Origin of the sequence: Niastella soli, assembly GCF_017742245.1 — a bacterium.
Taxonomy (GTDB): domain Bacteria; phylum Bacteroidota; class Bacteroidia; order Chitinophagales; family Chitinophagaceae; genus Niastella; species Niastella soli.
Genome location: NZ_JAGHKO010000004.1, coordinates 92,859 through 117,808, shown reverse-complemented (window position 1 = coordinate 117,808; position 24,950 = coordinate 92,859). Strand labels below are relative to the sequence as shown.

General features: G+C 45.7%; 18 protein-coding genes. 4 read left to right on the top strand and 14 right to left on the bottom strand.

Going from position 1 to position 24,950, the window contains the following annotated elements:
* Positions 1–50 precede the first annotated feature (50 nt).
* The 3 genes from hutU to J7I42_RS15265 all read right to left on the bottom strand — a co-directional run bounded on the left by hutU (position 51) and on the right by J7I42_RS15265 (position 3,855).
* Positions 51–1,733: a urocanate hydratase gene (gene hutU / locus J7I42_RS15275; RefSeq protein ID WP_209139695.1), complete on the bottom strand. Its 1,683-nt coding sequence runs from the start codon at positions 1,731–1,733 to the stop codon at positions 51–53.
* A gap of 65 nt (positions 1,734–1,798) precedes the next feature.
* Positions 1,799–3,361, bottom strand: a complete 1,563-nt coding sequence (hutH, locus tag J7I42_RS15270; protein WP_209139694.1) for a histidine ammonia-lyase — start codon at positions 3,359–3,361, stop codon at positions 1,799–1,801.
* A 5-nt stretch (positions 3,362–3,366) separates the two neighbouring features.
* On the bottom strand, positions 3,367–3,855 hold the full coding sequence (locus tag J7I42_RS15265) for a MarR family winged helix-turn-helix transcriptional regulator (protein ID WP_209139693.1): 489 nt from the start codon (positions 3,853–3,855) through the stop codon (positions 3,367–3,369).
* A gap of 127 nt (positions 3,856–3,982) precedes the next feature.
* On the opposite strand from J7I42_RS15265, the gene J7I42_RS15260 reads away from it, so the two are divergent.
* The 3 genes from J7I42_RS15260 (at position 3,983) to J7I42_RS15250 (ending at position 7,383) form a co-directional block, all read left to right on the top strand.
* Positions 3,983–5,230 (top strand): nucleoside permease, encoded by a 1,248-nt coding sequence (locus J7I42_RS15260; RefSeq protein ID WP_209139692.1) that lies wholly within the window; start codon positions 3,983–3,985, stop codon positions 5,228–5,230.
* A 301-nt stretch (positions 5,231–5,531) separates the two neighbouring features.
* A complete protein-coding gene (locus J7I42_RS15255) occupies positions 5,532–6,725 on the top strand; it encodes a Gfo/Idh/MocA family protein (RefSeq protein ID WP_209139691.1) in 1,194 nt (397 codons plus the stop codon).
* A gap of 106 nt (positions 6,726–6,831) precedes the next feature.
* Positions 6,832–7,383 carry an OmpH family outer membrane protein gene (locus J7I42_RS15250; protein ID WP_209139690.1) on the top strand — a complete coding sequence of 184 codons (552 nt, stop codon included), beginning with the start codon at positions 6,832–6,834 and terminating at the stop codon, positions 7,381–7,383.
* Positions 7,384–7,615: 232 nt separating this feature from the next.
* Here the strand turns inward: J7I42_RS15250 and J7I42_RS15245 are convergent, their stop codons facing one another.
* Both J7I42_RS15245 and J7I42_RS15240 read right to left on the bottom strand, forming a co-directional pair.
* Positions 7,616–9,349, bottom strand: coding sequence for a phospho-sugar mutase (locus tag J7I42_RS15245; RefSeq protein WP_209139689.1), 1,734 nt, complete (start codon positions 9,347–9,349; stop codon positions 7,616–7,618).
* Between the two features lie 233 nt (positions 9,350–9,582).
* Entirely contained in the window at positions 9,583–10,080 is a 498-nt protein-coding gene (locus tag J7I42_RS15240) for a phosphoribosyltransferase family protein (protein WP_209139688.1), read from the bottom strand.
* 226 nt (positions 10,081–10,306) lie between these two features.
* On the opposite strand from J7I42_RS15240, the gene J7I42_RS15235 reads away from it, so the two are divergent.
* The gene (locus J7I42_RS15235; RefSeq protein ID WP_209139687.1) at positions 10,307–11,632 is read left to right on the top strand and encodes a 4Fe-4S dicluster domain-containing protein; all 1,326 of its coding nucleotides are present in this window, start codon (positions 10,307–10,309) and stop codon (positions 11,630–11,632) included.
* Between the two features lie 287 nt (positions 11,633–11,919).
* Here J7I42_RS15235 and J7I42_RS15230 read toward each other — a convergent pair whose 3' ends face one another.
* The 9 genes from J7I42_RS15230 to J7I42_RS15190 all read right to left on the bottom strand — a co-directional run bounded on the left by J7I42_RS15230 (position 11,920) and on the right by J7I42_RS15190 (position 24,539).
* Complete coding sequence (locus tag J7I42_RS15230; RefSeq protein WP_209139686.1) at positions 11,920–12,762, bottom strand: hypothetical protein; 843 nt, start codon at positions 12,760–12,762, stop codon at positions 11,920–11,922.
* A 395-nt stretch (positions 12,763–13,157) separates the two neighbouring features.
* On the bottom strand, positions 13,158–13,790 hold the full coding sequence (locus tag J7I42_RS15225) for a LysE family translocator (RefSeq protein WP_209139685.1): 633 nt from the start codon (positions 13,788–13,790) through the stop codon (positions 13,158–13,160).
* Between the two features lie 65 nt (positions 13,791–13,855).
* Positions 13,856–14,920, bottom strand: a complete 1,065-nt coding sequence (locus J7I42_RS15220; protein WP_209139684.1) for a hypothetical protein — start codon at positions 14,918–14,920, stop codon at positions 13,856–13,858.
* Positions 14,917–15,648: an NRDE family protein gene (locus J7I42_RS15215; protein WP_209139683.1), complete on the bottom strand. Its 732-nt coding sequence runs from the start codon at positions 15,646–15,648 to the stop codon at positions 14,917–14,919. Before J7I42_RS15215 ends, J7I42_RS15220 begins: the two co-directional genes overlap by 4 nt.
* On the bottom strand, positions 15,636–16,136 hold the full coding sequence (locus J7I42_RS15210; protein ID WP_209139682.1) for a hypothetical protein: 501 nt from the start codon (positions 16,134–16,136) through the stop codon (positions 15,636–15,638). The genes J7I42_RS15215 and J7I42_RS15210 overlap by 13 nt, the downstream gene beginning before the upstream one ends.
* Before the next feature lie 81 nt (positions 16,137–16,217).
* Positions 16,218–16,757 (bottom strand): YceI family protein, encoded by a 540-nt coding sequence (locus J7I42_RS15205; protein ID WP_209139681.1) that lies wholly within the window; start codon positions 16,755–16,757, stop codon positions 16,218–16,220.
* A 221-nt stretch (positions 16,758–16,978) separates the two neighbouring features.
* Positions 16,979–17,677, bottom strand: a complete 699-nt coding sequence (locus tag J7I42_RS15200; RefSeq protein WP_209139680.1) for a Crp/Fnr family transcriptional regulator — start codon at positions 17,675–17,677, stop codon at positions 16,979–16,981.
* A 573-nt stretch (positions 17,678–18,250) separates the two neighbouring features.
* Positions 18,251–21,166 (bottom strand): SBBP repeat-containing protein, encoded by a 2,916-nt coding sequence (locus J7I42_RS15195; protein WP_209139679.1) that lies wholly within the window; start codon positions 21,164–21,166, stop codon positions 18,251–18,253.
* Positions 21,167–21,617: 451 nt separating this feature from the next.
* On the bottom strand, positions 21,618–24,539 hold the full coding sequence (locus J7I42_RS15190) for an SBBP repeat-containing protein (RefSeq protein ID WP_209139678.1): 2,922 nt from the start codon (positions 24,537–24,539) through the stop codon (positions 21,618–21,620).
* Between the last annotated feature and the right edge of the window lie 411 nt (positions 24,540–24,950).

Below are 24,950 nucleotides of genomic sequence, written 5' to 3'. Positions count from 1 at the left end.
GTTTTTCCGGTCGGGGTCGGTGGTATCGTCAGCAAAATAGAAAATAATTATTATCTATGAAAGCGTTTTTTCAAATCAAGATCAAATTTATTTGAAGTTTCTTTTGCAATGTCATATCCGGCATCGGCATGTCGTATAACTCCCATACCCGGATCGTTTCTTAAAACCCTTGCTAGTCGTTGTTCAGCATCGGCTGTGCCATCTGCAACGATCACCATTCCAGCATGAATACTGTAGCCCATCCCTACTCCACCTCCATGATGCAAACTTACCCAACTGGCGCCCCCTGCCGTATTCACCAGGGCATTTAAGATCGGCCAGTCTGCTACGGCATCACTACCGTCGAGCATCGATTCTGTTTCCCGATTGGGGGATGCTACCGAACCGGTATCCAGGTGATCGCGGCCAATAACAATGGGTGCTTTTACTTTTCCGGTCCTAACCAGTTCATTAAAAGCCAGTCCCGCTTTCTCTCTTTCCCCCTGGCCCAGCCAGCAAATTCGTGCAGGTAAACCCTGGAAAGCAATTTTTTCTTTTGCCAGTTTCAGCCAGCGTTGCAGTGATTTGTTTTCCGGGAACAAATTTCCTATCACTTCATCTGTGACGGAAATGTCGTTTGGGTCGCCGCTCAATGCCGCCCAGCGGAAGGGCCCTTTTCCTTCGCAAAACAATGGACGTATATAGGCTGGTACAAAACCCGGAAAATCAAAGGCATTGACCAGTCCTTTTTCCTGCGCCCGGGCGCGAATGTTGTTGCCATAATCAAAAGTGATGGCACCTTTTTGTTGCAGGGCCAGCATCAATTGCACGTGACGATACATGCTGTTGTAGGCATAATTAATATATTGATCGGGATTTTCGGCTCGTAAGATCTTCGCCTGTTCATGGGAAATTTCATGTGGCCAATAACCAATTAACGGGTCATGTGCTGATGTTTGATCGGTTAAGGTATCGGGCACAATATTTCTTTCAACCAGGCGTTCTAATAACTCCACTGCATTGCATAACACCCCAATTGAAAGTGTTTCTCCTTTTTCTTTTGCCTCCACCGCTCTGTCAATTGCCGCATCAATACTTGTCATTTTGACGTCGAGGTACTTTGTTTCAATGCGTTTATCAATTCGCCACTCCTCTACTTCTGCGATCAATGCCACGCCTTCATTCATGGTAATGGCCAACGGCTGCGCGCCACCCATACCCCCTAAACCGGCTGTAATGTTCAATGTACCTTTTAAGGTGCCGCCAAAATGTTTATTGGCTGCTGCCGCATACGTTTCATACGTTCCCTGCACAATACCCTGACTGCCGATGTAGATCCACGAACCAGCGGTCATTTGTCCATACATCATCAGGCCTTTTCTTTCCAGTTCATCAAAATGCTGCCAGGTGGCCCATTTAGGCACCAATTGTGAATTGGAGATCAGTACCCGGGGCGCATTTTCATGTGTTTGCAAAATACCCACCGGTTTACCGCTTTGTATCAGCAGGGTCTCGTTGTTATTCAGGCTTTTTAACGACTGAATGATCAGGTCGAGCGCTTCAAAATTACGGGCTGCTTTTCCCCTTCCGCCATAAACGATCAGGTCATCGGGGCGTTCTGCCACTGCGGGATCAAGGTTATTTAACAACATACGCAGTGCTGCTTCCTGTATCCAGCCTTTGCAGGTAAGCTGTGAACCCGTTGGGGTTTTGTATTTAATAGGATCGTAGTGTTTTGTTGCAGGTGTAATCATTTTGAGCAGTTTTGTTACAATTTGTAGTTTTTGTGAAGCGTCTTTAAAGTTACCAATTCCTGTTGTTACACGCCAAACGCTCCAAATCCTTCATTTAGATCGATCTTTTTCAATCCGGCGAATTCATTACAATGTTCCACAAACGAAAAATTACTAATGAGTTGTTTTATTTGGTCAATGTCATCGGCGAAGATCCTGTCTTCCTCGGCAAAGCTTACAAATTGCCGCACATAGTCATGGGCCGATTCCAGGATCCCGCTGCTTTTCAGGGGCCGTCTGAACTCAATGGCCTGACAGGCACTTAATAACTCAATGGCTAAAATGAATTCCAGGTTATCTAATACCTGGTTCAATTTACGGCCACTGATGCTGCCCATGCTTACATGGTCTTCCTGCCCTAACGAAGTAGGTATACTGTCGGCACTGGCCGGAAAGCACATGGTTTTATTTTCAGTTACCAGGGCGGCAGTAGTATACTGCGGGATCATAAACCCACTGTTCAACCCCACATTTTTCATCAACAGCATGGGTAATCCCCATTTTCCTTCCAGTAACAGGTAACAACGGCGGTCAGAGATATTACCAGCTTCAGCAGCGGCTATACAGGCGTAGTCAAGTGGCATTGCCAATGGCTGCCCGTGAAAATTACCGCCACTGATGGTATCATCGGCACTTAGTATTATGGGATTGTCTGTTACTGAATTCAATTCAACTTCGGTCAATTGTTTCAGGTGTAACCATGCATTGCGGCTGGCGCCATGTACCTGCGGCATACAACGCAGGCTGTAGGGGTCCTGCACACGGCCACAATCAACATGGCTTTGCATAATATCGCTCTGGTGTAATAATAATCTCAGTCGTTGGGCCACCAGTTTATTGCCGGCAAATGGACGCAACTCGTGCAGGCGTTCATCAAAAGGCGCCTTGGTGCCGGTCAATGCTTCCAGGCTCATGGCGCCAATGATGTCGGCGGCTTCCAAACAGTAATGCATGCGTTGGACAGCTTTTACTGCAAACGATAAAATGAATTGGGTGCCATTTATCAGTGCCAGGCCTTCCTTGGGACCCAGTTGAATAGGTGCCAGATCAAATTGTTTTAACAGATCGATTGACTTATACCTTGCCCCTTTATAAAACACTTCACCCAGTCCGATCAGGGGTAAGAACAAATGGGCCAATGGCGCCAGATCACCCGAAGCGCCTACACTTCCTTTCTCCGGCACCACGGGAATTACGTCCTGTTCAATATGCCAGATGATGCGTTGCAGCGTGACGAGCTGGGCGCCTGAATAACCCCGGGCCAGTGCATGCACTTTGGTAATAAGCATCAGTTTGGCAATTTCAACGCTGATGGGTGCTCCAACACCTACGCTGTGGCTTTGTAAGATCTTATGTTGTAAAATACGGGTATCCTCTTCCGACACGGGTTTGTTGGCCAATACGCCAAAACCGGTATTAACGCCATATACTGTTCTGTTGGTCTCAACAATTTCCTGTACATACTGCTGGCTTTTCTGAATATTGGCAATGGCCGTTTTATTCAACACGCCTTTTGTTTTGCCGCCGGCAATGGCCAGTGCATTCCCAATAGTGAGGTCATCGATACCGTAAAAAAACTCCTGTTGCATAATAGTTACTTATGGTGCAAAATGTTTTGCACCCGGTTAAAAACTGATTCATTTTGTAAGCCCTGTTCAATTTCACTAATAGCTGTCAATATAGTTTTGCTATGTTTCCCTTCCTGTACCAGGGTACCCATGGCTTGTTGCAGTGCTTCCCATACCGGCTGCACCTGCTGTTGTAATTTTTTTCCTTTTGCGGTGAAGGCCACCACTTTTTTGCGTGCATCATCGTCGGCTGTTGCGGTCTTTATAAGGCCTTTCTGCTGCAGACTGCTTACCAGCTGACTTACGGCCGAATGGGAAATGCCCAGCTCGTCAGAAATATCCCTGATAGAAACCGTTTCCTGGCGTGATAAAATATAAAATACCGGAAACCAGGCGGCGTCGAATTGCAGCTCGTGCGAGGCGTAGATCTTGTTCACGTCTGCCAGAAATGCCTCGCTCAGCCTGCGCAGCCGGCTTCCAAATACCAAAAATCCCAATGATTCGTAAAAGCTCATAAATTATATAAGTACTTATACAAATGTACAAAAGGTGATAATAATTCAAAATATAAATTGGGAGCGGGTGGCTAATACAATTTTGTTGTAATTTCCGCACGTATTCTATTTAAATGAATGTATATATATGAAAACCAAGACCGGATTTCTGTTGTGTTTAATGATGTTCCTTCAGTATTTTATATGGAGTGCCTGGTATGTAACAATGAGCACGTATATGAAAGTGCACCTGGGCGCCACGGATGACGCCATTGGTTTAGCATACGGTGCCTTAGCATTGGCCACTATGATCTCGCCGTTCTTTATCGGATTGATTGCGGATCGTTTTTTTGCTGCCCAGCGGTTAATGGGCATTTTGCATTTATTAGGTGCCGGAATGTTATTGCTCGCTACCAAAATCACAGATAATTCGGTATTCTTTTGGGTGATATTAGTGTATTCTCTATTGTATATGCCAACCATTGCTTTGTCGAACAGTATTGCTTTCCATCAAATGACCGATCCGGGAAAGCAATTTCCCTGGATTCGGGTTTTCGGGACCATTGGCTGGATCGTTGCCGGGTTATTCATTGCCCGTTTGGATATCGGAGCAACATCTACCACTTTTATTATGGCTGCTGCTGTTTCGGCCGGATTGGGAATAATAAGCTTTATTTTACCTGATACGCCACCCAAAGGCAAAAGTGCTGATGCTTCAGCTGGCAAAGCCTTGGGTGTAGAAGCTTTTGTATTGTTTAAAGACAAGCCTTATCTGATCTTCTTTATTGCGGCCATCCTTGTTTGTATTCCGCTCTCCTTTTATTATGGATTTGCGAATCTCTTTTTAACAGAATCGGGCATGAAAGAATCTGCCGGTAAAATGATCCTGGGACAGGTATCAGAAGCGGTGTTTATTATAGCCATTCCCTTTTTGTTCAATACCATTGGTGTTAAGAAAATGCTGCTGCTGGGCATGGCTGCCTGGATCCTGCGTTATGTAGCATTTGCCTTTGGTAATATTGATACCAATGTGTGGATGTTATATGCCGGTATCATTCTGCATGGCGTTTGTTACGATTTCTTTTTTGTAACCGGTTATATGTATACAGAGAAAAAAGCAGGTGAAAAAATCAAGAATGCAGCGCAGGGCTTATTTACGTTTGCCACTTATGGAGTTGGAATGGTGATTGGCACCTGGTTCTCCGGTAAAACGGCGGGTATGTATGCGCTGCCAACCATCAACGCCTTCACCGGAAAAAATGACCATAACTGGGTTAACATCTGGCTGGTACCGGTATATATCGCCGTAGCTGTATTACTGTATTTTATATTATTTTTCAGGGAGAAAAAACAGGTACATGTGGCTGGTGAAGCGATAATACAGCCCAAAGCCTAATGGTATACAGGCTGCAAGCTTCATCCGCCAAACGCGGACACTCGCTGCAGTACGCTTCAAGCTGTCGCGGCAATTGCCAATAGGCTCGTAGTTTGCAGTTGTAGGATTGTAAGTTCTTTAGTTATTGATTTTTTTAGTTATCGGGACTTTGACTGACAAGTTAAATACCCCGGTCCCCGCTTTCGCAGAAAGCCATCAATCAATAACCCAATAACTTACCAACCCAAGAACCTGAAACATGGAACCGGTAACTCCGGAACTCAGAACTACAAACAACAAACCATAAACAACAAACCATATTATGGCAAAGATTGCTATGCTCGGTTCAGGATTTATTGGCCGGTTTTATGCCGACTCCTTACAGGGTTACAGAAGCCGTGACAAAATTGTAAGTATCTATTCGCGCCGCACTGAAAGCGCCAAAAGATTTGCTGAAGATTACAACGTAGCGCACCATACTACCAACATGGAGGACGCTATTGCGAACCCTGATGTTGACATCGTTTGTATTGCACTGCCCAATAACCTGCACGAAGCAGCTGTAATGCTTTGCTGTCTTCACCGCAAAGCCGTGATGACCACCAAACCGCTTGGTCGCAATGGCGAGGAAGCGAAACGTATGTTGCAGGCTGTTGAACAGGCCGGCATCTTCAATGGCTACCTGGAAGACCTGGTATATACTCCCAAATTCATAAAAGCGCTGGAGAGCGTGAAGGAAGGTGCCCTGGGCCGCATTTTATGGGCCAAATCAAGGGAAACCCATCCTGGCCCGCACAGCGACTGGTTCTGGGATATAGAACAGGCCGGTGGCGGTTGTATCCTTGATCTTGGTTGCCATTGCGTGGAGATCACCCGCAGTTATATTGGCAAGGATATAAAACCCGTTGAGGTCATGTGCTGGGCCGATACCCAGGTAAAACCCATCGATGCCGAAGACCATGCCATTGGACTGGTTAAATATGAGAACGGCGCCATTGGGCAATTTGAGGTAAGCTGGACCTTCCGCGGCGGGCTCGATCTGCGCGATGAAGTAATGGGCTCTGAAGGTACCATCTGGATCAATAGTTTTCTACGTACCGGTTTCGATATGTTCACCAGCGGTAAAGGCGCCAATTATGTGGCCGAAAAAGCCGAAAGCAATACCGGTTGGTTATTTCCGGTAGGCGATGAACTGAATGAACTGGGGTATAACCATATGTTCATGGATATGTTCAATGCTATGGAGGCAGGTAATGACCCCAAAGAAACCTTTTACGATGGGTATGTGGTGAACTGTATCCTGGATGCCGCCTATCGCTCGGCCAAAAGCAAATTATGGGAACCGGTGCAGCTGGAGATCTGGCGGGGGAAGACCGGCGTCACCAAAGACAGCCATCTTACCGAATACGATGCCGATCACTACCTGGTTAAGGAAGAAGTGACCCATTATGGCGCAAAAAAAGTGATTTTGAAAAATAAAAAAACAGGTAAGATCGTTGAAAGAGTAATGGAATAATCGGGACTAAATAAATTCCTTAGGAACTAAAGAAACACCTCGTATTTTTTCTGGGGAAGCAACGAATTCCATTATTTTTGCGACCTAAATAACTTAAACCCACAATATGAAGAGGCAATTTGTAGCAATTGTAGTGATCTTTACCATTGGTCTGCTCGCGAACGCCGTTCAGGCAAATGCCCAAAATAAAATCGGCTATATCAGCTTGCAGGAATTGGTAGCCAATATGCCCGAGTACAAAAAGGCACAGGGTGATATGCAGGAATACCAAAAGGCGCTGGTTCAACAGGGAACTGATTACCAACAGGCGTTTATAGATAAACAAAAAGCTTTTGTAACTGACTCTGCAAAAATGACCTCTCCCGTAAAAGAAGTAAAGCGGAAAGAGTTAAATGACCTGTATGTTAAATGGACCAACTTTGTTAACCAGGAAGCTCAGCAAATGATGAACCAACACGAACAGGAATTGCTGGCGCCCATCCAGGACAAAGCGGTTACCACTTCACAAGCGGTGGCTAAAGAAAATGGTTACGCTTATATTCTGCCTAAAGAGCAATTGATCGCTTTCCCTTCAGCTGACGATATTTTACCACTTGTATACAAGAAATTGAATATATCTCCGGCGAAGGATGCTCCTGCTGAAGCACCTAAGAAGTAATAAGAGAATTATTAAGTAATTCTAAGATATAGAAGTAGGAAGTAAGAAGTTGGATGTATGAAAATACCCCGCTTTTACTTCCTGCTTTTTTTTGTGTACAGTACAGAAAAAAAGTAGAAGATAAGAAGCGCGGGTCTCGATTGTCAGACCCATCCTACTTCTTACCTCCTACTTCCTACTTCATTTTCTTATATTCCAGTAAGCAACACTTCATTGAAGAAGCATTACCAGACTATTTCAAGCCCATATCAGTAATAATGCCCTGGATCTTTTTATCAAGGTCGCCTTTTACCTGAATGGAATCAAATTCGGCAGCGCTTTTAATAGTGGTATTTACGCTGAAATAGAATTTGATCTTGGGCTCCGTACCACTGGGGCGGGCAGAGATCTTACTGCCATCGGCCAGAATGAATTGAAGCACGTTTGAAACAGGCAGGGTGATATCCCATTCCTCACCGGTTTGCAAGTTCTTTCCTTTGCGCAATTCATAATCGAGCAGTTGCGCCACCGGAGAACCGTTAATACTTGCAGGCGGGTTGCTGCGATAACCATCCATCATTTCGGCAATTTCCTTTTGACCGTTCATGCCTTTTTTGGTGATGGAGATCAAATGTTCTTTGTAATAGCCGTATTGAACATACAGATCGATCAGCTTTTCGAATAAGGTGCGGCCCTTGTCTTTTTCATAGGCGGCCATTTCGCACAGTAAGGCTACGGCAGATACTGCGTCCTTATCCCGTAATTGGCTACCGATCATTAAACCATAACTTTCTTCGCCGCCCACAATGTAATTTTCTGTGTCTTCTTTTTCCTTGATCAGCTCAGCGATCCATTTAAAACCGGTCAGTACATTGTAACATTTTACATTATTATCAGCCGCAATGCGGTCGATCATATCCGTAGTCACAATGGTCTTGCACACAAAATCGTTCTTTTGGGCAACGCCTTTTGCCTTGCGGGCCTCAATGATGTAATTGAAAGCCAGTACGGCGGTTTGGTTACCATTCATCAACACCCAGTTGCCCTGTTTGTCTTTAATGGCAATACCAACGCGGTCAGCATCAGGATCGGTTCCCAGTAAAATATCGGCATCCAGTTCTTTAGCCTGTTTCAACCCAATGCTCATAGCCTCACTTTCTTCGGGATTGGGGTAAACTACCGTAGGGAAATTACCATCGGGTTTAGCCTGTTGTTCTACTATATGCACATTGGTAAAACCAAAACGCTGCAATACTTCAGGTACCAGCATGATACCGGTACCGTGTATAGGCGTATAAACGATCTTCAGGTCGCGTTGACGGGTGATCACCTCCGGATATACGCTCAGGCTTTTCACCATGTCGATATACCGGCTGTCCATATCCTTGCCGATGATGCTGATATTGGCTTCACCGCCACTCCATTTTACCTCATCAACCGAGGCAATTTTCTCTACTTCTTTTATTACGTTTTTGTCGTGTGGTGGCACCAGTTGCCCCCCATCGTTCCAGTATGCTTTGTAACCGTTGTATTCTTTCGGATTATGCGAAGCGGTACATACCACCCCACCCTGGCAACCCAGCTGGCGAATGGTAAAGCTTAATTCGGGAGTTGGACGCAATGCTTCAAACAAAAACACCTTGATGCCGTTAGCGGCCATTACATTGGCAGTGATCTCTGCAAATTGGCGGCTGTTGTTACGGCTATCGTGCGCAATGGCAATGCGAATAACGCCACCGGGGTAGGTTTCATTTAAATAGTTGGCAAAACCCTGAGTGGCCATACCCACTGTGTATTTGTTAATGCGGTTGGTGCCTATACCCATAATGCCACGCAAACCACCGGTACCAAATTCCAGGTTTCGGTAAAAAGCGTCGGCCAGCTCAGTGGGATTCTCTTTTTCAAGCCTGGCAATTTCCTGTTTGGCGGCATTATCATAGTTTCCGTCTTTCCAAACTTGTACGCGCTGCATAATAGCATCATCCATAATACTTAATTTGATGTTAGTATTGAAGGTTTGAAGTTATATAATTTTACGATTTGACGCAGTTATCATACAAAAAGTATACCTCGTAGAGCGTGAAACGTGAAACCGTAAACGTGAAAGTCCTTATTTCCGTATTCCGACTGTTGTCGGCAGTCGGCAGTCGAACCCTGAACTCTGCGCGCTGAGTTCGGCTCCCAGGAACCAACAAACTCAAGAACTAAATAACTTAGAACTTACTCCATATATGCTCCTGTAACGGTATCACCCTCCACTTCAACGAAGATATGTTCCTGCAACGTGGTGGCTACTGACAGCCCTACATAGTCGGTATTAACGGGGTAAGTTTTGTGCGTGCGTTCAACCAGCGCCAGGGTCTGGATCTTTTTAGGCAGGTACGCCAGAAAAGGCTTGATGGCATATAACATTGTACGGCCACTGTTGGCCACGTCATCTACTACAATGATCACTTTTTCGGTGAAATCTGTTTCGCCGCTCAGTTTTATATCGTGAGGCGCTTTTTTATCGAGCGCGATCTCTATATTCCAGATCTTTATATTACTGTTTATTGCATGTAACAGTTTCTCTATGTTGCGGGCAATTACACTGCCATTTTCCCGAATACCGGCCAGTATGATCTCCTGTTCGTCGAGGTTGTTTTCTATGATCTCATAGGCCATCCGTTGTAATTTCCGGGCTACTGCTTCCTTACTAAGGATATAATTACGCGACATGTATTTTTTTGGCCAAAACTATAGAAAAAAGGGCAGAAGACAGACGGCAGAAGGCAGAAAGCCTTAAGACCTGCTTCGCTTTCACCTTAAGCCTTTAGGTTTTTAAACCTGTATTCGCTTTCGACTTTTGCCGCGCCGAGGTGTATTGCTTGTAGCTTGCAGCCTGAAGCTTGCCCCTTAAAGCTAACAGCTGTTTTTTATTTCCCAAATTCCCTATCTTAGCCCCATGCCATATATCCAACAAATACTATTTCTCATTATTTCAGCTGTAGCCATTTGGATTTTCAGCAAAAAGATAATGACTATTCGCCGCAACATTCTATTAGGTAAGGATGCCGACTTTAGTGACCGTACCGGTGACCGCTGGCGCAATGTGTTCCTACTGGCGTTCGGACAAAAAAAGATGTTTCGCAATCCCCTGGTGGCCATAATGCATTTTTTTATTTATGCCGGTTTTGTCATCATTAACATTGAGGTACTGGAGATCGTGATCGACGGTGTATTTGGTACTCACCGGATATTCGCTGGTTTCGGCGGCGCCATATACCCTTATCTGATCAATGCTTTTGAATTCCTGGCCCTAACGGTATTGGTGGGCTGTGTCATTTTCCTTTTAAGAAGAAATGTAGTAAAAGTAAAACGCCTCGCCAGTCCCGACCTGAACGGCTGGCCGCGTAGCGATGCCAATTATATCCTTATTACCGAGATCGTACTGATGACGCTTTTCCTCACCATGAATGCGGCCGATACACTGTTACAGCAACGTGGATATGGGCATTATGGCGAGCATGTTACCGGTAATTTTGTATTCTCAGCTGCCCTGCATCCTTTGCTGGGCGGGTTGAGTGATACTGCGCTGGTAGGTGTTGAAAGAACCTGCTGGTGGCTGCACATCCTGGGCATCTTTGCATTCCTGAATTATATCCCTTTCTCAAAACACCTGCATATCTTACTGGCATTTCCTAATGCGTATTTCACCCGGTTGCAACCCATGGGTAAAATGAGTAATATGCCGGCTATTCAAAACGAAGTGTTGTACGCCATGCAGCCCGAACTGGCACCAACGAATGCCACGCCTCCCGACAAATTTGGCGCTAAAGACGTGCCCGATCTGAGCTGGCGCAATGTGCTCGATGCTTATTCCTGTACAGAATGTGGTCGCTGTAGTGCAGCTTGTCCGGCTACAATAACCGGTAAAAAATTATCGCCCCGGAAGATCATGATGGCGACCCGCGACCGGGCCGAAGATATTGGTAAGAACATCGACCAGAACGGGGAGTTTAAAGATGATGGTAAAACGCTGCTGCACGATTATATTTCAGTAGAAGAATTGCGCGCCTGTACTACCTGTAACAGTTGTGTACAGGAATGTCCGGTTAGTATCAGTCCGCTGGAAATTATCCTGGAATTGCGCCGTTCACTGATCATGGAAGAAAGCAATGCACCTCAGGAATGGAACGCGATGTTCAGCAATGTTGAAAATAACTTTGCCCCCTGGAAGTTTAGTCCGGATGACAGAGATAAATGGGTATCTGAGATGTCTGGTAGTTAGCCTGTCCAGGAAAGAATATAAATAAATAGGAAGTTTAAAGTTCAAAGCGAATACCGCTGTTGGCTTTAGGCTTTCTGCTTTCTACCTCGCCCGTCTGCCTGTCTGCCGTCTGCTGTCTGCCTTTTGTATTTTGTATTTTTCATTGCCCATTTCCCAATGCCCATTGCCTTTTTGTATTTCACATTTGCCGCCTGCCTTCAGGAAGTTCATTAAATAATAAAAGCCCCCTCAATAAAGAAGGGGCCTCGTTTTAACAACACTATATTATGTGACTAAGAAGATACTGGTTAGAATAAATCGATATTGTACGACAAAGGGCCTACAGAAACAGTAGCTTTTGCATCGCAGCCGGTGTTGCCATAATCAAGCGTCATGGTTGAACCTCCTGTTGGTGTTAATTCAATTTTACCGCTTTCAAAGAAATAGCAGCTCATTTTACGCACCAGTGGTTGTGTGATGTTGATGCTATACGAAGTGCCAAGAACAGTTGTACCACTGGCAGTACCGGTTATTGAATATTCATCATCCAATGGGTTTGATGGGGTGTTCATACCTGCAGTCCAGGCACGTTCGCGGGTAGATTTCCAGGTAATGGTGCCACCAATGGGTTTTTTAATAGAACCATCTACTTCAATTTTATAAACCAGGTTACCATTTACAAGACCCATATTGGTGGTCTTGTGCGTACCCATTATCTGGTTGTTGTTTACAAAATAGTTGTCGAAGGTAATGTTGATCACCGTACCGGGAGTGCGGTAGCTGCCCGTCCAGGTAGCTATGACCTTACCTCTGCGTTTTCTGAGATCGGGGCCGGTACAATCGGTGGCGCCGAAATCGATGGTAATTTTACGGGCAACAGTATCTACAGATACGGTTGCACAGGTGCCCAGCACTTCTTCAATACGGGCAGTGTTTGAACCGGTCTCTGTTCTGAAGGAAAAGCTCACACCGGTCGCTGCTGCAAGGTCTACCATGTTGTTAGCATCGTTGTAATTGGTTTCGGCCATGGTGTTATCCTGGGCCGCAGTAACATCGGTCGCTGCATCTTTTGCCGTTTTTTTACAGGCGATAAAAGAAAGAACTAAGCAGCAGGCTACTAAGCCAAGGAAAATGGATTGTCGTTTTTGCATTGGGTATGTTATTTTAAAGGTCCGGTCTCAGACTTACAACCGGTAGCAAAGTTTAAAACGCATATCGCTTTTTTTTGGTGTGTTTGGATGGGGGAATAATACATTGTAAAATATAAGTTGTTGATTAAGAATGTGCATTGGTTTTTTTAAGAATGTGAGGTAAGAGGTAGGAGGCAGGACGTAAGAAATATGTTGAAAGAAATGGGATGTAAGAAGTAAGAAGTACGAAGTACGAGCTAAAAAGTACGAGGTAGAAAGTACGAAGAATGAAATAGGAAGCAGCAATTAAAAAATAGGACATGGGTAAAACCGCTTTTCCCACTGGTTGGCGGAACAAACGAACTAAATAACAAACGAACTAAATAACTGCCTTTTCAAAGACCAATGGCCTCACTTTAATTGTTTTTCTTCTTATAAATGATCCTATAACTCATTATAATAGCGGTAATGGCAAACACGCCCCCAATGATCCAGCTGATAATGCCCTGGTTCGCGTTTAAACGGGTTACAATGAGTTGTCCGCCGAAAATGAACACCGCATTGCCCACAAAGGTGCCGACGCCAATGCCGCAGATATAGGCGTTATAGATGTCGTTACGGGGAAGCAGCACCTTTTTTGTGTACAGGGCGGAACTCCAGCCAAACCAGAAGGGGATCTGGGCCGGATTAATGGCACTCATGACCACCCCTAACCAAAAACGGTGTATAGTATGTGAAAGAATGACGTTCTTTTTAACGTGCGGACTGGCCGCTGCTATAAAATTTGTAATGGCCAGGGCCAGGATGATAAGCACGGTAAACCACTGCAGCCAGCGGAAAAACCGCTCCTGTTTTTGTACCCAGTCCATGGCCACCAATGAAATACGTACATAAATGATCTCTACCAGCAGGGCCCCTAGCGAAAAATACAGGGCGGGCCGAATGCCATCACTCACCGAGATCTGCATGGCCGCTACATTCAGCGTTCCCAGTGGCAGCGTGCCCAGGAAGCTGATGAACATACCGGTGAAGAATATTCGTAGATGCAATTTGTTAATGTTGTTGCTTGTTGGATGAATAGTGAATAATCGATTCTCAAGCCTTATGCCCTCCCTTACTCCGTCATCGCCTCTAATTTCCTAGCCCATTCCTTAGCTTCTCTAAACATGCTGATCCCTTCCCGCCAGCCTAAATACCGGTGTCCTTTTTTATGGTTTATCCGGCTTATGCGGTTGAGCAGGACCCAATGTCTGATGATCTCTTTCCAGGCAAAAAATATGGAATGCCGGGGGTCATAAATATGGGTGGGTTCCGCCCCTGCCCCATTCACTTCTATGATTGAAAAATTTTTGCCTGCGCGCAATGCTTCCCAGCTTTCAAACCGGATGTCGAGGCGCCCAAAATAAAAGCCCGGGATCTGTTTACAAATGCCATCTATGACCTGCGTCAGGGTTTCATCGGCCAGGTGGGTGGCGTCTATAAACTTGGAACCGCGGGCATGGTTGCCAAATGGCGAAACGATCATTTTCTCTTCAGCTGGCAATACCAGGTTCAACCGGTCGCCATGAATATTTTTCAAACTGCCGAGGTACATCAAGGCCCGTTTATCTTTTTGTAACAGTTGTAGTATGGTGTGCTGGCCATCCCCCGTCACTGATAAAAACTCTTTGTATACAATGCCGGTGATAGCGCCGTTTGCCTGGTTGGGGTTACGTACATAAAAGATCCCAGCTTCCAGTTTCCAGGGAACAAATTCCTGGATGTGAAAATCCATATACGCGTTACGCGCATAGGTTATTACATCCTGCTCATCCCGTAATACTTTTACTCCCCGGCCCCGGCCGCCCACATTGGGTTTGCCAATAAGCGGGAATTGTAACCCCGCCCGTTGCAGATCGCGTAACACGATATTGCCATTAGAGGGGATGGAAAAGAAAACGGTTGATGGATGATATTGCGGTGGGATGATGGTGATGATGTCTTTTTTGCTTTCGCACAAAAAGCCGCCGTTCTTAATGGTGGGGTTGCTTGCTGCAAAGAAAAATAACGACCGGGCGCGCAGGCACAGCAGGAACCATACCGGGTAAATACACAGATATACAGTGGTAAAGCTCCAGTATTCCCAGTTAAATAATTTTATAAAGAACGGTCTGTGCAGGATGCGTTGTATGCTGTTCATGCTCGGCCTGCCATTGATTTTTCAACTATTAAATGTTGCGTGAAGTTTTTGTCATTCCTGAGGTCAAGGTAGTGCATGTGCGTTTCTTCATCGGAAAGGACCAGCTGGGTAACGCTTACCGTGAACACCTGCCCGTTGCGATCCATCAGCAGATCGTTGTGGGCATCCCCATCACCGGTAAACTGGTGAAAATGGAGAATGTCTTCCGGTGCTGGCTCTTTCTTTTTTTGTAGCCATTCCCTGAACCAGCTTTTTCTTTTCTCCACCACCGCCTCCTCATATAAGGTGACCGACGACCAGATCTGCGGTTCCGAATCGGACAGTTCGGTGAGGTGTTTTTTTTCCCCATCCCAACGGCATTCAACCAGCTGACCAGCACTCCAGATCACGGCAGTGAAGGGTTCAATTTGTTGTAATGAGATCAGTCTGAAACCAAACACTGGGTTAATGGAATCCAACAGATCGAGCAATATAAGTCCACGGCTTTTACGATAGGGCGGTTTGGGTTGGTGACGTTCAAAACCCCCATTCAAAAAAACAATGGCATTACCGTTCTCATGGGCTGCTATCCAGGTGCCACCGGCATCGCCATCTTTCGGGAATAATAATTTGCCAGATGGGTATTGGTATACCGCTGGTGGAAAGGCACTGGAACGCCAATGCTTTTCATCACGGTTGGATGTTATATATATATTATCCGCTGCGCGGATAAAGGTTACTGTGCACATTGGTTACGATACTTAATGGTAGAGGATGCTACCCCAAAATTGTCAGGTAAATGGATATTGGTGATCTCTGTAATGCCTACCCGTATTAATGCCATGTGGTGGATCGTGTGTTCCAGGTTATAGGCTATTTCGCGGAAATAATTGGTGTCAATGGCAATGGATTCGGTAACATGTTCATCGTAGCTGGCCTCCAGGGTGAGCGTTTTATTGGGTTTGTTCAACCCGCGGTGGATCTCGAGCAGCAGGGTCCCGGCCAGCCCTTTATCGGTTTCAAGTAATGTGTCGCGTTTGCGTTTCTCATAATTGACAGTGCCCGATTCATATCCATTCTCCAAACATTGAAACAACTCGATGATATGTCGCACGTGCTGGCCAATCGTATTATTGAAAAGGGTTGAACACGACTGGCTGTATTGCGGTTGCGACAATTGGCTGAGTGAGTCGGCCAATTGTACAAAGATCGTGTTTACAGCTTGTTGTAATTGCATTGGTCGGTTTTGTTCCTAAATATAAAATTATTTTTCCGTTATGAATTTCCGTTCTGCTGGTTTTTACCGTATATCCGAAACTCATATTTTCCTGGCCACCACTTTTAAGAATACCGTTAGATTATCGCTCACTGTACTACCCCCTCCTACCTTGAAATCACGGCGGTTTATTTTGAATTCACCGTTGAATAAATAACCGTCCTTAATGGGTTGTGCCGTAAAAGGAAAGGAAATGTCTTTTGTTGTTCCTTTTATGGTTAGTTTACCGGAAACAAATAATGTTCCGTTCTTTTTTGTGCTGGTTACTTTTGCTGACACAAACCTGATCTGAGGGTGGTTCTTTACATCAAAATAATCGCTGCCGCGCAGGTGATCATCGCGCATTTCAACGCCGGTATTTACCGTATTTGCATCAATATGCACATCAAAACTGCAGCCATCGGGGTTGTCGGGGGTGAAGGTAATGGCGCCGGCCAAACCGCTAAAGGAGCCGCTTGTATTGAATCCGAGGTTCTTTATTTTGAATGTTACTTCCGATGCCGTGTCAATGGGCGTCAGGGATTGTGAAAAAAGCGGGAACGTAAGGAACAGGCCAAGAATAAATACTATTATTTTCTTCATATATAAAACCTTTTAATGTAACGTGATCCCGGTAATTTAAAACAGCTGTTAATTTATTTAACAAAAAGCGGGGAAAACATTACACAATTTTCCAATGCTGAAAATCTCAATTTCCTGATTATAAATAACAATCCATCTTGCTTTTTGACCTTTACGTAAGTTCGGGATGCCTGGTTGTTGTACCCGGTTAAATGAAAGTTAAAGCGGGTTGTGGCTATCGGTTATACAACAGTGTAGTAAGGTTGCAGCCTTTTTATGTCGGGAAAACAGATCTCCTTCCGGTTGTAGGTGATAAAGCCCTCGGTTGCCAGTTCATTAAAAAGAGTGGTAACGGTTTGCCGGCTCGATCCTATGAGATTGGCAATGTCTTCATGCGTAAGATAGTTGGGGATGCAGGCGGAAGGGGCATTGGGTGGTACCTGTTTTTGCACCAGCTGCCATAGAAAATTCAGGAGGCGGGTCTTTACGTCCTTGTTCAGCAGGTTCAGCAACCTGTTCTCTATTTGTCTGAGTTTGGAACCCACCTGTTTGCTGTATTTAAGCGCCAGGGCTGGCTTTTTTTGCAGCAGTTTTTGGAAATCATCAATGGAAAAGGCGCACAGGCTCACTTCGCTTTTATAGGCCTGGGCAAATTCGCCGTTCAGGCTGTTTTTCTCCAGGGTTATTTGTCCAAACAGTTCGCCTTGCTGAATGATCTCTTTGATCATTTCGCGGCCGCTTTCATCGATAAAGCCAATGCGGATATAGCCTTCTTTTACAAAATACAGTTTGTTGTGTTGAAATGCCTCAAAGTAGATGTAATCGCCTTTATGGGCTTCAATATAGTTGTGCACGATGTTGAGCTCCGCCACCTCTTCATCCGTTAAATGCGCCCATAGGTCGTAATTGCGTATCAAAAGCCATTTATCCGCTGCTGACATGGGGCAAAATTAACTAAAAAAGGAAGACCTGTAAGGTCCATCATCGGGTCTTGCATTATCGGCCTGATGATTTGGACCTGACAGGTCTTCATTAGCTATCTTAATTTTTAACCAGTATCAACACTATCTTCTCCGTTCCCCATAATGGCTCTCCGACAAGTCGGAGAGCCGGGTTTGCGTTAGTTAAAAGGTGAGCCATCCGTTCGCTGGCGGATGACCCACCTTAACAAAAAAATGAAGACCTGGGGTCTTGCACTTACAGAAAGCTGTTTTGGTCCTGACAGGTCTGGTGTGCTTTATTAAAACACGACCTGTCAGGACCGCTTAAACCCTCTAATTATTCAAAACCCGATGGCGGACCTTACAGGTCTCAGCCTATGCTTATAATGGCGCTCCGACAAGTCGGAGTGCCTGCTGTTAGCTATTGGAAAGCCTCTAAGGGTGAGTCACCCTGATCTATCAAATGATAAAGGTGAGCCACTCTGCAACAGTGACCCACCTTCCCGAATTTCCTACCTCCTACTTCGTAAACCTATATTCTAACAGCACCTAATCTTAAAAAATGCCTATATCTTAATTCTTGACCAGCTTCAACACTATTTTCTCCGTTCCCTGCACTATTTCAGCAATGTAAACGCCCTTTCCGAATTTACTACCCGTTTGCAGGGCGCCGCTGGCCGCTAACCCGGTCCTTTTTTCTACCAGTCGGCCCATATCGTCTGTGATGGTAATGGTTACCGGTTTATCGCTGCCGCTCCATTGGAGGTTGATGTATGAAGTGAAGGCATTGGGGAATGCTTTTACAGATAATTTAGCCGATTCCCGTTGCTCGATAGCCAGGTTGTTAGGCACAGGATCAGTGACCGAGCTCATTGTTACAAGCGGTGTTTGTTCATATTTGATGGTAGCATAATCGCTCCGTGTCAGGTTACCGTCGCTCGTGCCGGTAACATACACATTGCCATTATTGTCGAGGCCAATATCAACGGCCACATCACTGCCATTGCCCGGCCCGTTGTACCTGGCTACCCATTGCTGTACGCCTGTTGTATTGTACTTAACGGTGGCATAGTCGGGGAATGAATTGTTGTTGAGCCGGCTTCCTCCTGTTACATACACATTTCCGGCGGCATCCAGGGCCAGGGCATTGGCTTCGTCTCCGGAACCGGCGGCATCGTATCTGGTCGCCCATTGTTGCGCCCCTGCTGCATTGTACTTGATGGTGGCATAGTCGTCGAGGTTCCCGTTGTTGCCACTGTATCCCGTTACATACACATTCCCGGCGGCATCCACGGCTATGTCCCTGGCCACGTCGTTATTAACATTATATCTTGCCACCCATTGCTGCGTTCCTGCTGCATTGTACTTAATAGTGGCATAGTCGCTAAGGGTTCCGCTACCAAAGCTTCCACCCGTAACATACACATTACCGGAAGCATCTATTGCCAGGGCATTGGCTTCGTCAATAGAATTACCCGGGCCGTTGTACCTGGCTACCCACAACACGTTCCCATTGGCATCATACTTGATAGTGGCATAGTCTTCAAAGGTTCCGCTGCCAATGCTCCGCCCTGTTACATATACATTGCCCGAGGCATCCACGGCAATGTCAGTGGCAATATCGGCTCCATTGCCAGGACCATTATAACGTTTTACCCATTTGGTATTTCCAGCTGCATCGTACTTTATAGTAGCATAGTCTTCCATCGTTCCGCTGCCAACACTCTTTCCTGTCACATACACATTCCCGTTTCCGTCAACAACGATTGCGGCAGCCTCATCAAAAGCGTTCCCGGGGCCATTGTACCTTTTTCCCCACTGGCTAATACCAGCTGCGTCGTATTTGACAGTGGCGAAATCAAAATCTGTTCCGACGCCGTTGCTTCTGCCTGTTACATACACATTCCCTAAAGCATCCACTGTTATGGCACTGGCAAAATCAGGACCATTTCCTGTTCCGTTGTACGTTTTTTTCCAGTCTGTGCCTCCATTTGTATTATATTTGAACGTTGTATAGTCATACCCCGTTTTAGTTCGGGTGATGGATCCTGTTACATGCGGATTCCCGTTCGGATCTACGACGAGGGCGCTTACAAAATCGGCGCCTCCTTTTTCAAGGCTTTGGCCATTGTACCTTTGTACCCATATTTGCACGCCATTGTTACTGTATTTAATGGTGCCATATTCGGAACCACCGCTGATGAATCCGGTAACATATATATTGCCGTTTTTATCCAGACCTATGGCAGATGCTATATCATCACTGGGGGTAGCATAAAATGCTATCCATTGCTGCACGCCATTGGTATTGTATTTGATGGTAGTGTAGTCTGTCCCATTTGGGAATAAAAGCCCACCCGTTATATACACATTGCCTGCTGCATCCAGCACCAGGTCATTGGCGCCGCCGTTCTGTACAACGCCGGGGCTCACCACTACCTGGGCCCACTGTTGCACGCCTGCTGCATTGTATTTAATGGTCACATAGTCATTGTCAGGATCTTCCTCAGCAGTGCCGCTAAACCCGGTGATGAACACGTTGCCGGAAGCATCTACGCCTATGGCATTACCTTCATCGCGGGTATTACGGCTAAAAAGGGCTGACCATTGCTGCACGCCCGATGCATTGTATTTGACCGTGAAAATTTCACTATGGTTATCCGCCGCCAACTCAGTGATGGAGAAGCCTGTTATATACACATTTCCGTTGTTGTCCACGGCAAGGTCATGTGGTGCGTCGCCCTCATTGATAGGACTGCCATTAAACTGGCTCATCCATAATAAATTACCATTATTGTCCAGTTTAAATGTGACAGCATCAGTGCCGGTGCCCACGCCGGGGCCACTTCCGGTTACATACACATTGCCGAGTTTATCCAAAGCAATGTCACTACCACCGCCGTTGGTAAGCGTTCTTATCCATTTAATATTGCCATTGCCATCATACTTTATGGTGGTACTACCGTTATTTACAGTGCCCGTTACATATGCATTTCCATAGCTGTCCACGGCAATGGCACGAGCGCGATCATCCCCATTATCGGGGCTATTAAATCTTTTTACCCATTTTGTATTTCCATCCTGGTCATACTTAATGGTAACAAAGTCAAAACCGGTTCCAGTGGTGGCGGTGCTAAATCCCGTCACAAATACATTGCAGTTGCTGTCTGCGGTAATGCCTGTTGGCTGATCGATCGCACTACCAGTGCTGTTGTACCTTTTTACCCATTTTAAAGCGCCATCAGCATTATACTTAATTGTGGCAAAGTCGTCACTTGTACCGTTACCCTCGCTTATTCCTGTCACAATAACATTGTTCTTATTGTCTACCACCAGGCCAATGGCCCGGTTTTGCGTACTAGGGCCTATCGTATTCGGGTCTCCGTTTTCCCTTTGTACCCATTTTTGAGTTACCTGGGCCATACTTTGGACCGACATAAAAACAATACATACAAGAAGCAATGACTTCCCGAGTAGCACATGTCTCATAACTTAAGTTTAAGAATTAATAATAATGGTACCTGCTATCATGAGTACAAGCTGACGCTATCTTCATAAGGAGGAATAGTAAAGGGCGATGGTATACTGGTGTAGGGACAGTAGCTATTGGGTTAAGGAAGTATCAGCAAATTGAAACACGTGTAACGTAAATCCAGACACGATCAGGGCAGAAACAGGAGGTATTCTAATAATCGGAAGAAGCAAAAGCTTTAACAAAGTACGGCTATTTACAGAAGATATTAAATGACCATCCTGCTGATTGGTATCATCTAAAAAAAGGAAGACCTGTAAGGTCTATCATTGGGTCTTGCATAGTCAGACTGATGTCTTAGACCTGACAGGTCTTCCTTTGTATATTAAAGATGACCTGTCAGGTGCAAATCAACCCACTACTAAGGCAAACTCAAATGATGCACCTTACAGGTCATCAGGTGTTGTCTTAATTTTTAACCAGCTTCAACACTATTTTCTCCCCTCCCTGCACTATTTCAGCAAAGTAAACGCCCTTTCCGAATTTACTACCCGTTTGCAGGGCGCCGCTGGCCGCTAACCCGGTCCTTTTTTCTACCAGCCGGCCCATATCGTCTGTGATGGTAATGGTTACCGGTTTATCGCTGCCGCTCCATTGGAGGTTGATGTATGAAGTGAAGGCATTGGGGAATGCTTTTACAGATAATTTAGCCGATTCCCGTTGCTCGATAGCCAGGTTGTTAGGCACAGGATCAGCAACTGTGCTCATAGTTACGAGCGGTGTTTGCTCATATTTGATGGTGGCATAATCGCTCTGTGTCAGGTTACCCTCGCTCGTTCCGGTAACATATACATTACCAGCTGCATCAAGGCCAATATCAACTGCTACATCACTGCCATTGCCTGGCCCGTTGTACCTGGCTACCCATTGCTGTATGCCGATTGCATTGTATTTAACAGTAGCATAATCGGGAAATGAATTGTTGCTGAGCCTGCTGCCACCGGTTACATACACATTTCCGGCGGCATCCAATGCCAGGGCATTGGCTTCATCTCCGGAACCAGCGGCATCGTACCTGGCTGCCCATTGTTGCACACCTGCCGCATTGTACTTAACGGTGGCATAGTCGTCGAGGTTTCCGTTGTTGCCACTGAATCCCGTTACATATACATTACCGGCGGCATCCACGGCTATGTCCCTGGCCACGTCATTATTAACATGATATCTTGCCACCCATTGTTGCACGCCCGCTGCATTGTACTTGATAGTAGCATAGTCGCTAAGGGTTCCGCTGCCAAAGCTTCCTCCTGTAACATATACATTGCCGGAAGCATCTATTGCCAGGGCATGGGCTTCATCATTAGTATTGTCCGGGCCGTTGTACCTGGCCACCCACAACAGGTTTCCATTGGGGTCATACTTGATAGTAACATAGTCTTCCAACGTTCCGCTGCCAATGCTGATCCCTGTTACATATACATTACCCGCGGCATCTACGGCAATCTTAGTTGCTCCATCGAACCCGTGACCAGGACCATCATACCGTTTTACCCATTTAGTATTTCCAGCTGCATCATACTTGATAGTGGCAAAATCGTAACTGCCGTTGGTGCCTATGCTTTGCCCGGTAACATACACGTTCCCGTTTACGTCTACTGCGATTGCTGTAGACGCATCAGCTGTATCCGCTGGCCCGTTGTACCTTTTTCCCCATTGACTGTTGCCCGCTGCGTCGTACTTGACAGTAGCGTAATCATCACCTGACGCCTGGTTCCCGACGCTTTTACTTCTCCCTGTTACATACACATTCCCCTGGGCATCCAGTGCTAAGGCATTGGCAAAATCGGGGCCTTTTCCCGTTCCATTATAAGTTTTTTTCCAGTCCGTACCTCCATTTGTATCATATTTGAACGTAGCATAGTCGTAACCGGTTTTGTTTCGAAGGATGGCGCCTGTTACATGCGCATTTCCATCCTTGTCTACAGCGAGGGCAGTTACAAAATCGGGGTTTCCTTTTTCAAAGCTCGGGCCATTGTATATGTTTACCCATTTTTGCACGCCGTTGTTACTGTATTTAATGGTGGCGTAGTCGTCAGAGAATCCATTGATCCTGCTGAACCCGGTAATATATATATTGCCATTTTTATCTATCCCTATGGCATTTGCTATATCATAATCACTTCCAGGGCCGTCATACACGGCTATCCATTGCTGCACACCGTTGGTATTGTATTTAATGGTAGTATAGTCTGTGCCACCGTTGGAAAATAACAGCCCGCCTGTTATGTACACATTACCTGCTGCATCCAACACGAGGTCATTGGCTCCGCCTCCTTGTTGAACTGCGGGGCTCACCACTACCTGCACCCACTGCTGCACGCCTGCTGAATTGTATTTAATTGTTACATAGTCATTGTCTGGATCTTCCTCAGCAGTGCCGCTAAACCCGGTGATGAACACATTGCCGGAAGCATCTACGCCTATGGCTTTACCTTCATCGCGGGTATTACGGCTAAAAAGGGCTGACCATTGCTGCACGCCCGATGCGTTGTATTTGACCGTGAAAATTTCACTATGGTCATCCGCCGCCAGTTCAGTGATGGAGAAGCCTGTTATATACACATTACCGTTGTTATCCACGGCCAGGTCACTAGGTACGTCGGCATCATTTATAGGACTGCCATTAAACTGGCTTACCCATAATAAATTACCATCATTGTCGTATTTAATAGTGGTAGCATCACCTCCTGTGCCCATGTGGGGGGCTGCTCCGGTTACATACACATTACCATTTTTATCCACAACAATGGCAGAAGCTGAGCCGCTGCCAAACCTTCTTACCCATATAATATTGCCATTGCCATCGTACTTAATGGTGGTAATACCGATACCGCCACTGGCTGCGGTGCCGGTTCCCGTTACATATGCATTTCCATAACGGTCCACGGCAATAGCATCAGCCGAGGCGCCGGTAAACCGTTTTACCCATTTTGTATTTCCATCGGGGTCATACTTAATGGTGGCAATATCGTTGTTAATTCCATTTCTACTATTTCCTGTTACAAATACATTGCAGTTGCTGTCAGCGGCAATGCCTGTTGGCTCATCGTCTCCATTTCCTGAGCCATTGTACCTTTTTACCCATTTTGTAGATCCATCATCGTCATACTTAATAGTGGCAAAGTCATAATTGGTGCCTTTGCCCTGGCTCTGTCCTGTTACAATCACATCGTTTTTATTGTCCACCACCAGAGCAGACGCCTGGTCTGGCGTATTAGGGTCTCCGTTCTCCCTTTGTACCCATTTTTGAGTTACCTGGGCCATAGAGCTGACCGATGTTAAAAACACTCCCGCAAAAAGCAGTGACTTTCCGAGTAGCACATGTCTCATAATGTAAGTTTAAGAATTAATAATAATGGTACCTGTTTGTCATGAGTACAGGTTGGCGCCATCTTCATAAGGAGAAATAGTAAAGGGCGATGGTATACTGGTGTAGGGACAGTAGCTATTTACTTAAGGAAGTATTAGCAAATTGAAACAGGATGTAACGTAAATCCAGACACGATCAGGGCAGAAACAGGAGGTATCTAATAATCAGAGGAAGCAAAAGCTTTAACAAAGTACGCTATTTACAGAAGATATTAAATGACCATCCTGCTGATTGGTATCAACTAAAAAAAGGAAGACCTGTAAGGTCTATCATTGGGTCTTGCATAGTCAGACTGATGTCTTAGACCTGACAGGTCTTCCTTTGTATATTAAAGATGACCTGTCAGGTGCAAATCAACCCACTACTAAGGC